A 1276-nucleotide genomic window follows, 5' to 3' on the forward strand; every position below is an offset into this window, starting at 1 on the left:
CTCTTCTTGAGGTAATAGTCGCGCGACGGACCGGGCCGCATCATCGCGGTCTGCGCCGACATGTAGAAGATGTGTCGCAGGCGGCGGTTGTAGCGTTTGGGCCGGTGGTAGTTGCCGGTGCGGCGGCCGGAGTCGCGGGCGACCGGGGCCAGGCCGGCGTGGGAGGCGAGGCGGTCGGCGTCCTTGTAACCGCCCAGGTCACCGACAATGGCGACAAACTCGGCACCCAGGATCGGGCCCATGCCGGGCATGGACTCGATGATCTCGGCACGGCTATCGGTGCGGAAGGTCTCGCGGACTTCCCGGTCGTTGTCCTTGATCCGCTCGTCCAGGGCCAGGAGCTGGTGGGCAAGGTCGCAGACCAGCTTGGCGGCCCGCTTCTCTCCGGGCAGTTTGGCCATCTGGGACTGGGCGGCCTCCACGGCCTTGGCTGCGACTTCGTTGGCGCCACGGACGTTGCGTCGCTCGAGCCAGGTCGTAAGCCTTTTGACGCCGATCCGCCGCAGGGCGGCCGGGGTCTGGTACTCGGTCAGCAATACGATCGGGCCCTTGGCCGCGGAGTAGTCGAAGGCCCGCTCCAGAGCGGGGCAGATGCCGACCAGCAGGTCGCGGAGCCTGTTGATCAGCCGGACCCGGTCGGCGATCAGGTCGGCCCGGTAGCGGGTCAGCAGTTGGAGAGTGGAGACCAGCTCCGGTGGCGTGTCCAGCGGGGTGAAGTCCCGGCGCATGCGGGCCTGGTCAGCGATGACCTTCGCGTCCTTGGCGTCGGTCTTGGCTTCGCCTCGGTAGGCGCCGGACATGCGGTTGACCGTCCGGCCAGGCACGTAGACGACCTGCTGGCCGTGCGCGATCAACAGGGCCAAAGCAGCGTGGAGGCACGGCCGGAGATGTCCACCGCCCACCGCACCTCATCGGCCCGCTCACGGGCGGCCTCGATGAGCGTCAGGATCTGAGCCTCGTCGTTGATCACCTTCGTCGAGAACAGCGTCTCGCCTTCGGCGTCGACCGCCACCGCCCAGTGATGTCCCTTGCCGGCGTCGATGCCAACCCATATCCGCGCGTGAGACGTGCTCAAGCCGTCGCTCCGTTCCACCATGACCAGCAATTCCGTGGCCCGCAGAACGCTCCGTCGACAGGTCCCTAACCAGCGATGACCGCAGTTCTCAATCAGTGATCGGAGCATCCCGGAGGACCGGGCGGCCATTCTCCTTGAGCCATCAGCGGCATCGCACGATCAGCCACACCCGGTCCTCCCGGACCGCCAACATTCTTAGGG

The 1276-nt window shown here is 67.1% G+C and carries 1 pseudogene; it reads right to left on the bottom strand.

What is annotated here, in order from left to right:
- Positions 1–1075: pseudogene (locus tag K7G61_RS35855) on the bottom strand (IS110 family transposase); the annotation flags it as partial.
- Positions 1076–1276: the final 201 nt, after the last annotated feature.

This window comes from Streptomyces sp. HPF1205 (assembly GCF_020400825.1).
In the GTDB taxonomy this organism is placed as follows: Bacteria; Actinomycetota; Actinomycetes; order Streptomycetales; family Streptomycetaceae; genus Actinacidiphila.